Origin of the sequence: Mesorhizobium sp. M5C.F.Ca.IN.020.32.2.1 (assembly GCF_004023105.1) — a bacterium.
GTDB lineage: Bacteria > Pseudomonadota > Alphaproteobacteria > Rhizobiales > Rhizobiaceae > Mesorhizobium > Mesorhizobium wenxiniae.
Genome location: NZ_RZSX01000158.1, coordinates 1 through 9289, shown reverse-complemented (window position 1 = coordinate 9289; position 9289 = coordinate 1). Strand labels below are relative to the sequence as shown.

Sequence of the window (9289 nt, the reverse complement as noted above, 5' to 3'; positions counted from 1 at the left end):
GGTCAACCGGGCGCTGATCACGCACGGCCATTCCGACCATGCCCGTTCAGGCCACCGCTCGGTGCTGGCCACACAACAGACGCTTGACATTATGGGGCTGCGCTACGGCGAGGACTTTGCCGGGACGACGCAAGCGGCAGCACTTGGCGAGGCGATTGCGCTGAACGGCGTCACCGTAACCTTCCATCCGGCCGGCCATGTGCTGGGCTCGGCGCAGATCGAGGTCGTGCATCAGGGCTCATGCATCGTCGCTTCGGGCGACTACAAGCGCCATAGGGACGCGACTTGCGAGCCGTTCCAACCGGTCAAGTGCGACGTGTTCACCACCGAGGCGACTTTCGGCCTGCCGGTGTTCCGTCACCCGCCCGATACCGAAGAGATCGCCCGCCTGCTGAAATCGACGGCGCAGTTTCCCGAACGCGCGCATCTGGTCGGCGCCTATGCGCTCGGCAAGGCGCAGCGCGTCATGCGGTTGCTGCGCGAAGCCGGCTACGACAAGCCAATCTACATCCACGGCGCGCTGGCCAAGCTCAGCGACTACTATCAGCGCCAGGGCATCGACCTCGGGACGCTGGAGCCGGCGACCGTCGAAAGCGGTGGCAAGGACGACTTCACTGGGGCCATCGTCGTTGGCCCGCCCTCGGCCTTCGCCGACCGCTGGGCGCGACGCTTTCCCGATCCGATCTCGTGCTTTGCGTCCGGCTGGATGCGCATCCGCCAGCGCGCCAAGCAGGGCGGCGTCGAACTGCCGCTGATCATTTCCGACCACGCCGACTGGGACGAGCTGACCGCCACGATCAGGGAGACCGGCGCCGGAGAAATCTGGGTGACGCATGGCCGCGAGGAGGCCCTGGTGCGCTGGTGCGAACTCGAAGGCATCGCCGCGCGGCCGCTGCATCTCGTCGGCTACGAGGATGAGGGCGATTGAGCTGATGGAAGGAACAATCGTCAACGCAGCGCTGACGCGGTTCTCACCGCCATGAATCGCTTCGCCGAACTCCTCGATCGCCTTGTCCTGACTCCGTCGCGTAACGGCAAGCTGACGCTGCTGAGCGATTATTTCCGCAGCGTCGAGGATCCGGATCGCGGCCTGGCGCTGGCTGCCATGACCGGCGACCTGACCATCGCGGCGGTCAAGCCGGCTATGCTTCGCATGCTGGTGATGGAGCGCATGGATCCGGTGCTGTTCGGCTATTCCTACGATTATGTCGGCGACCTGGCAGAGACCGTGTCGCTGGTCTGGCCGCAATCGCCCGCAGATATCGCCAACCATGAGCCGACGCTCGCCGAGGTCGTCGCAAAGCTGCAGGCGGCGAGCCGTTCCGACGGGCCGAAGGTGCTGGCCAGACTGCTCGACAGCGCCAGCATCTCAGCGCGTTTCGCCATCATCAAGCTGGTCACCGGCGGGCTGCGCATCGGCGTCTCGGCGCGATTGGCCAAGCAGGCGCTGGCCGATCTCGGTAAGGTCGACATCGCCGAAATCGAAGAACTCTGGCATGGGCTGACGCCGCCCTATGCCGAGCTGTTCGCCTGGCTGGAAGGCAAGGCAGAAAAACCCAGAAAGACGGCCCTGGCGCTGTTCCGGCCGGTGATGCTGTCGAACCCGATCGGTGACGGCGATCTCGAAAAGCTCGACCCGGCCGACTACGCCGCCGAATGGAAATGGGACGGCATCCGCGTCCAGGCCGTATCGGAAGGCGGCATTCGCCGGCTCTATTCGCGCACCGGCGACGACGTCTCCGGGGCCTTTCCGGACCTCGCAGAGGCGATGGATTTTTCCGCCACCCTCGACGGCGAGCTTCTGGTCGGCGATCCCCTGCAGGCGACCGGTACGTTCTCGGACCTGCAGCAGCGGCTGAACCGCAAGAGCGTGACACCGAAGATCCAGCAGCAATACCCAGCCTTCATGCGCTGCTACGACGTGCTTCAGATCGGCGACGAGGACTTGCGCGCGTGCTCTTTCCGCGAGCGGCGCGGCCGCCTCGAAGCCTTCGTGCAGACGCTCGATCCGAGCCGCTTCGATCTTTCGCCGCTGGTCGAATTCACCGACTGGCAGGCGTTGGAGGAATTGCGCCGCAAGCCGCTGCATCCGGTCATCGAAGGCGTAATGCTGAAGCGCTGGGATTCGCCCTATCTCACCGGCCGGCCCAAAGGCCCATGGTTCAAATGGAAGCGCGATCCGCACACGGTCGACGCCGTGCTGATGTATGCCCAGCGCGGCCACGGCAAGCGTTCGAGCTTCTATTCCGATTACACGTTCGGCGTCTGGTCCGGCCCGGAAGGATCGGAGGAACTGGTGCCGGTGGGGAAAGCCTATTTCGGCTTCACCGACGAGGAACTGAGGCAGATCGACAAATATGTCCGCGACAACACGATCGAGCGTTTCGGCCCGGTCCGCTCGGTGCGGGCCGACCGCAGACAAGGCCTCGTGCTGGAGGTGGCGTTCGAAGGGCTCAACCGCTCGACACGGCACAAATCCGGCGTCGCCATGCGCTTTCCCCGCATTTCACGGCTGCGCTGGGACAAGCCGGCGGCCGAGGCCGACCGCATCGAGACGCTGCAGGCGCTGCTTGACAGTTAGATATTTTGTTTTGAGCATCGGATTTTCCCAAAACCGGTTTCCACCCCGGGGTCAAGCGTGGGCATGCTTTTGGGTCCGATGCTCTACGGAACAATCGAGACGCGGATCTCGTATATGTCGACCGACTTGCCCTGTTTGTCGAAGTCGGAATTGATGGCGATGGTGCCGGCAGCACCCGGACGCTTGTCGGGAAACCGCACGTCGAACAGATATTCGTTGCGCTCGTGGCCGACCGCGTAGCGCTTGCGGCCGCAGTCGCCGAGTTCGCCAAAGTTGCAGTCGACGGAGATCTGGGTGTCCTTGCCCTCCTCGGAGCGGGCGATGATGTCGAACGTGGCGTGCTTGCCGGCGAGTTTTTCCAGCACGCCTTGCCCGACGTCGAAGCTGATTGCCGAACCGGAGGCGCCCGACCGGATGCGCAGGAAGGAACCGCTGTCGTCCTGCATGACTTCGGCCTTGGCATCCGAAGGCGCACTGACAAGCGCCGGGTCGCTCGGTGAAAACACATTGATCCAGTCGCGCGCCGTCTCGCCGGAGTCCAGCGGCGAGGCGGTGTCGCTTGGCGGCGTGAAATCATCGTCTTCCACCGTCGGAGGCGTCTGCGGCGGGGCCGTGTCGAGTTCAGCCGCCGACTTGAAGACGCCGGTCTGGGCAGCGAAATAGAGGCCGATGCCGACAGCTGCGAGCAGCGTCACGCCGAGGAAGATTGCGGTGAGAGGCAGGCGGGGGCCTCTCGCCCGCCTGTCGTCGCGGTCGGGCATCACCTCTGCGTCGTCGTCTCCGGTCGATGGAGGGGACGACAAGTCGATCTCCGGCGCACCGGGAAAAGCCGCTTCCGGCATGATATCGGGAACGACCGGCAAGACGCGCGAGCGCGGCGCGTCGGCAGCAGGGGGCGCGTAGGAAGCATGGGGCGCTTCGGATGCAGGAGGCTTCGCCGGACCATCGATAACGACGTCAGGCGGGGACACGGGTTCAGCATCGGCGCCGCCATCCGGTTCGGCTTCGGCTTCGCTGTCGGCCGGCTGCTTCACCGCCGGTGCGGCAGCGTCATCATCGGTCGGCCGGCCCACGCCGGAAACCGCCGGCAGGAACTCGGATTCGATTTCGGTGATCTTGGCCTGCACCGCCTTGCGGCGCTTGATGGCGACTTCCACCGTCACGCCCGGGTTGGCCTGCAGGGCACGGTCAAGTGCGGCGAAGGCCGATCGATAGACCCGCTCGCGAAACGCGCGGTCTTCGGCATTGCCTTTCTCGAAGGCATTCCGGATCGCTTTTTCGATCGCGTCCAAACGGGACCCCTCTGCACGTACGGTCACATTGTCATGATCGTTAGCCGTAGGCGATCAATCAATCAACGGGCCAGCGGTCGCATTCTGCCTTGGCGAGGCATCCAAAGCCCATTTCGGCGGTTTTCGTTAAAGGAATCAACATTTTTCGCCGATTTCCCGATGCAGCGGCGACGCGTCCGCGCAACCTGCCGGTACGGCATCGCGCCACCGAATGACGGATCGGCGCGGCGGCCGCTTGTAGGCGCGGCATGAGCCCACACGAAATGCCAAGTCCCATCTTGAATTTATGGTGGGTTGCGTCTATCACCCAGCGCATCTTGGAGGCCTCGGCTTCCCGGGCCGCTTTAGCTCAGTTGGTAGAGCACATCATTCGTAATGATGGGGTCAGGTGTTCGAGTCACCTAAGCGGCACCAAGATTTTCAAGGGTTGCGGGCCCAAAGCGCTCCTCACCACACCGCAAATTCGAGATCAGGACACATTTCGCGACACAAAACCGAGCGTCGGTGGTGTCGATAGTCGCCAGGACCAGCAAGGAGCGCCATGGCTCGCAGCCCCAAGGACGATGCCAATATGAGTTCGTGGAGCGTGCTGCAAACCCCCGCATAGCTGGCTGCTTGCAGCCGATAACCTCCATGCTCAAGCGACGGCTCTTGCCCGCGCAAAAGGAAAAGGGCTGATCGTTCAGATCGACGCGAATGACAAGGTCCTGGGCCACTGGGACGAGGCGAATAAGGCGGTCTTTCTGCTAGGTGGATCGCCCCTTGAGAATGCCATCAAGGCATTCCTCATTTATGAGAACCCGACATCATGGATCTCGAATGGTGGGCTCGCTCGTCATCTAAAAATCACATTCGCCGGTCGAGCTCCAAAGTCGGTCGAGGCTGATCCCTTACAAAAATAGGCACCGGCTCGTGCTCGCTACCTTCGAGATCGGGTTAGAATCTTGGGCTAGCTATCCTTGCGCCCTCTCGGTCGAAGCGTCGGCGCCTGAGCCTGCAATGACGAACGCAATCTGAACCGGCTATATTTTTCTGATGCGCGCTATGGCCGTCGGCTTCAGCGGCTGCTTTCGCAGGGGTACTGGCAGGGCCCGCACGGGTTCAAAGGCCGATGGACATTTCGTGGCGATTTTCTGATCGCGGCAAGGAAGGTTTAGGGCCGCGCCGGCCACCTTGGACACGTTGGACAGTCACGCGCGCGAGCCCATCAGATCAGCCTGGGCTGCACCAGGCCTGATCGGTGCGCTTCCGGCAGCTTCGGATGCTGGTGGCCGCAGCCTTCCCGGCCGAACTCGTAGATCTCGAGACCGACCTCATCGTGCAGCCATGCGCTGACGTAGCCGCGGTGACAGAAAGGTGACAGAGAAATTGGCGTATCGCGGCCGCTCCCAGCAAAGGAGCGCCGCCGACCGGCCTCGTGCCAGATCCCTCGATCCGGCAAACGGTTTCACCTGGATCGAGCCTGGCGAGCTGATCAAGGTAACGCCGGCGATATTCGTCGACGTCGACGCTCTTGAACCATTCGCCGGGGGCGAGTTCGCGCAGCGCGGGGATCTCCCGAAGGCGATGCGGCGCCCCCCGCGCGATTGATATCAGCGTGAACTGCGGCGGGAGCTGGGTAAACTCGGGAGGCTGATCAGTGCGCGTTATCCCCTGTCCTCGCTCTTCAGGCATCAGGAGTGATCGGCCTCAGAGGCTTGGCCATTGCGCTCAACAACCGTGGGGTCAGAACGGCGTGGGGCGGCCAATGGGAGGTCTCGAACGTTCGCAACTGCCTTACATCGAAAAGTAGAACGGGCCTGCCACTCTAGCTTCGCGTCCCCCCAGTTCCGCACTGCAGTCGGACTTGATGTTCGAATTGCCGCTCATCTTGATCGTGTCGGCAACGATGCGCATGCAGCTGCTGCTAGTTCCGTTGTTGTTACCATTGTAGGTCAGGTCGCCATAGGGGAAGTATAGGACGCCGTTCAGATCAGTGGCGCCATTCCCATTGAACAGGTGGGACGATGCGTTCGCTCGTGCCGACATCATCAGCATGCCGGCATAGTCGCCTGTCTGCGGCGCGCTCAATGACAACGAGCCGTTGCCGTTCACTGTTATGCCGCCATCAGCCATGAAGATGGTCACTCCGGCGCCAGTCACTGTGCCTTTGACGGAAAGAGAACCTTCGACATAATAGAGGCCCGGCTCCAGGGTTTTGTCGCCGCTCAGATCGAGATTTCGATACCGCCCTGGACTGACTGTCAAGTCGCCAGCTTTCGGATTAGGATACAAGATTGGTGGTACCGGTTCCACCAGGTCACCCCATGGGTCAGGCAGTCGCCACGCATTGACGCGATTTTGCTCACAATCGGTGATCAGTCCGCTGGTCGCCACTATTCCGCCAGATGATTGAATGCAGTCCGCCTCAAGGGACGCGTCGCCGCCTACATAGATGGAATCCGGAGCCGACGAATTGGAAGCGATAACGCAGCCATCCATGATGACTGTGGTGCTCCCGGCCGCCTCGAAGGCGCGCGGCGCGGCCCGGTTGAGGGCATAGACGCACGCAGTGTCACCATTGTTGGACGTTATGCGAGACCGGACGAGAATGTTGGTCGATGACGGTCCATCGCCGCCGATTGAGCGCGGAATGAGATAGGTGTAGTTGAGGCTGGATTCAGTCCTGAGGCTCTGGCTTCCGTCGTTTTCCGTCGCCAGACCGTGATAGACGAGCGAGGGTATGTTATCCGCGCTTGCATCGACCGATGCCAAGTTGGCTTTGAGTAGCTTGTCGCCAAGAGCCTGTAGCTCACCGTCGCTCAGGCCTGAGTTGACCTTAACGGCGATCTCCATGCTTGCTGCATCCAGAGCCGATTGAAGCCTGCTCCGCTCGCGGTTCATGTTCGCGAAATCCACCGCGGCGCCGACTGCTGCAATCATAGGAAGCAGCATGACAACGAGACCGGTCGCAAAGTTACCGCGGCTGTCTCGAAAGAACCGTTTCACAAGCAGAATTTGGTGCATCATGCCGGCAAAATGCATCCCTGCGGCGAAGAAGTTGTTTCATTGATCACTAAACTCTTAAGTAGGACGGAATTCATCCTCACAGAAAAGCTGCCGGACGGTCAAACCGCTGTCCGGATGGAGGATGCGGCCGTTCCGCGGCCGCGAATGCAGAGCGCTCTCAGCGAGCGGGTGCAGGTATCGCTCGACTGTGCACAGCGCCGAACGGTTATCCGTTGCTAATTCTATTGAAAAATAAACATTCGAAATGGGCGCAGGACTAATCGTGACCTATTCCAGTTTAGAAGGGCAAGTTCTGGCGCTGACCAACACGCCAGATCCGTTCTACGCCACCATTTCGCTCCAGAACCGATCTAGCCAGGCTTTCTACAATTTTTCACGTTGGACCCCGCGGCGGCCTGTAAGCCAATCTGCAATTCGTTGGATCCGGCAACGGTTCGAACGCTGCTACGACTTGTTCATCAGTGCGAGGTTGGCATCGACCACCGAGGTATCGGTCATTCCTGCCTTGGCCTCCAGAAGCAATTCGCGGGCTTTTTTCTTGTTGCCGCGCAACAATTGCGAATACCCCATATTGTTGAGGATGTGGGCCCGGCGGCCGGCAACCACAACAAGCTGATCGTAAGCGCGGTCGGCAAAATCGAAGCGGCCGAGCTGGTCGTAGGAGGCGGCAAGTCCCAGCCATGCCTCGGCATTGTCGGACCGAAGTTCCACCGCCTTGCGGAAGTGCTTTTCCGCCAACCCATAATTGGCTTCGCGGAACTGCGTCTTGCCAGATACGAGATCAGCCCTGCTGATGTCGGTCGTCGCCGGAGCGATCGACGTGGTCTCGGTGACGTCGACGCTGCTCGTCGTGCATCCCGTCACAATCGTCACGACTGCGACCGCAGCCAACGCGGCGAATTTCGATTGCCCCATAACCTGCCCCATCCGGCCGCTTGGCGGGCCGTCTCATCAAGCACCATAGCGGGTTCGGCTTAAGCTTCGGTGGCGGGTTTCGAACAAATATTAGGAAAGCCGAACATATTGGATTAACTATCGACTGGAGCGGGATCAGTCGCCTGCCGTCATTTTCACGATGATCGGGATGATGGCGATCATCAGCACGACTGGCAGGATGCAGATCGTAACCGGCACCGACATCTTTGCCGGCAGCGCGTGCGCCTTTTCCTCAGCTATCGACATGCGCTTGTGACGCATCTCGTCCGAATAGACCCGAAGCGCGCCCGAGAGGCTGGTGCCAAGCTCCTTCGATTGCTGAAGCAGCGTGGCGAAGGAGCGTACCTCGTCGAGGCTCAGGCGATCAGCCAACGATTTCAGCGCATCGTCAAGGCTGCGCCCTGCCCTGAGTTCGAGCGAGACAAGCTGAAGGTTCTGGCTGAGCGAGGGATAAGTGATGAAGAGCTCTTTCGACACTCGCTCGATCCCGGCCTCCATGCTCATGCCGGCGTCCGCGCAGACGATCATCAGGTCCATGAAATCGGGAAAGCCATTGCGGTATTCCCGCCTTTTCGTACGGACCTGCGAGGTCAATACAAGACCCGGCAGAAAATAACCGGCGCCACCGGACATGATGATAAAAGTCCATCGGCTCGGAACTGCCGATTCAGCACCAAACCAGCGGACGACCAGAAACGCACCAACGGCTCCAGCCAGGAAGCCGACAAAGCGGATGACAAAAAACCTGCCGACCGCGCCTGGATCCATGTGACCAGCCTGGATGAGTTTCATCCGCAGCCGCGCAACGTTTTCCGGATCGCTTTTGGCGTAGAATTCATGGGCGGTTTTCATCGCCTTGTCGCGGACGGCGCTGGCGTTCCGTTTCGGCGCGGCGGTCGGCTTGGGTGCCTCCGCAACCTCGGAGACTTCGACCTTGAGCCGGCGCTTCAAGTCGCCGCGTCCTCCACGCGCGGTACTCCACTGCCAGAGGATCGCTCCTCCTCCCACGGCGAGCAGCAAAAGCGCCACCGGCGCCAGCGACGTCGGGCGAAGGGAGGCAATGAGGCCGATCAGGGTTTCCATGTCAGAATTTGAAGTTCGACATCTTGAACATCATGGCGTTGCCCAGCATCAGCCATAAGATCGAACCGCCCAACAGATACCAAGTCATCGGCTCGCCCCAGACGCTCTCGTAGAATTGCGGCATCATGACCATGATGCCGACCATCAGCAGCGCCGGTACGGCGGTCAGGATATACGCCGACATGCGGCCCTCGGTCGAGATTGCTCGCACTTTGCGCCGCAGCTTTCCGCGCTCGCGGATGACCGACGACAGACCATCCAGGATTTCGCGCAGATTGCCGCCTGAGCTGCTCTGGATCGATACAGCGGTGACGAACAGCGGCAGGTCCTCGTGTCCGACGCGCTCGAACAGCGAATGCAGCGCGGAAACCAGGTCGGAGCCATAGGT

General features: G+C 61.2%; 8 protein-coding genes and 1 tRNA gene. 4 read left to right on the top strand and 5 right to left on the bottom strand.

The window, feature by feature from the left end:
- Together EOA86_RS10710 and EOA86_RS10705 are read left to right on the top strand one after the other, a co-directional pair.
- Positions 1 to 928: ligase-associated DNA damage response exonuclease (locus EOA86_RS10710; RefSeq protein ID WP_128341598.1), on the top strand; the 928-nt coding region annotated here is incomplete at its 5' end.
- 51 nt (positions 929 to 979) lie between these two features.
- The gene (locus EOA86_RS10705; RefSeq protein WP_128341596.1) at positions 980 to 2581 is read left to right on the top strand and encodes a cisplatin damage response ATP-dependent DNA ligase; all 1602 of its coding nucleotides are present in this window, start codon (positions 980 to 982) and stop codon (positions 2579 to 2581) included.
- A gap of 83 nt (positions 2582 to 2664) precedes the next feature.
- Here EOA86_RS10705 and EOA86_RS10700 read toward each other — a convergent pair whose 3' ends face one another.
- Positions 2665 to 3873, bottom strand: coding sequence for a hypothetical protein (locus tag EOA86_RS10700; protein ID WP_128341594.1), 1209 nt, complete (start codon positions 3871 to 3873; stop codon positions 2665 to 2667).
- Positions 3874 to 4211: 338 nt separating this feature from the next.
- Here EOA86_RS10700 and EOA86_RS10695 point away from each other — a divergent pair.
- Positions 4212 to 4287 (top strand) — tRNA-Thr (locus tag EOA86_RS10695).
- Between the two features lie 942 nt (positions 4288 to 5229).
- Complete coding sequence (locus EOA86_RS10690) at positions 5230 to 5463, top strand: hypothetical protein (RefSeq protein WP_128341592.1); 234 nt, start codon at positions 5230 to 5232, stop codon at positions 5461 to 5463.
- 186 nt (positions 5464 to 5649) lie between these two features.
- On the opposite strand, the gene EOA86_RS10685 is transcribed toward EOA86_RS10690, so the two are convergent.
- The 4 genes from EOA86_RS10685 to EOA86_RS10670 all read right to left on the bottom strand — a co-directional run.
- A complete protein-coding gene (locus tag EOA86_RS10685) occupies positions 5650 to 6897 on the bottom strand; it encodes a TadE/TadG family type IV pilus assembly protein (RefSeq protein ID WP_128341591.1) in 1248 nt (415 codons plus the stop codon).
- 429 nt (positions 6898 to 7326) lie between these two features.
- Positions 7327 to 7797, bottom strand: coding sequence for a tetratricopeptide repeat protein (locus EOA86_RS10680; protein ID WP_127211233.1), 471 nt, complete (start codon positions 7795 to 7797; stop codon positions 7327 to 7329).
- A gap of 135 nt (positions 7798 to 7932) precedes the next feature.
- Positions 7933 to 8901 carry a type II secretion system F family protein gene (locus tag EOA86_RS10675; RefSeq protein ID WP_128341589.1) on the bottom strand — a complete coding sequence of 323 codons (969 nt, stop codon included), beginning with the start codon at positions 8899 to 8901 and terminating at the stop codon, positions 7933 to 7935.
- A gap of 1 nt (position 8902) precedes the next feature.
- Positions 8903 to 9289: type II secretion system F family protein (locus tag EOA86_RS10670; protein WP_206629999.1), on the bottom strand; the 387-nt coding region annotated here is incomplete at its 5' end.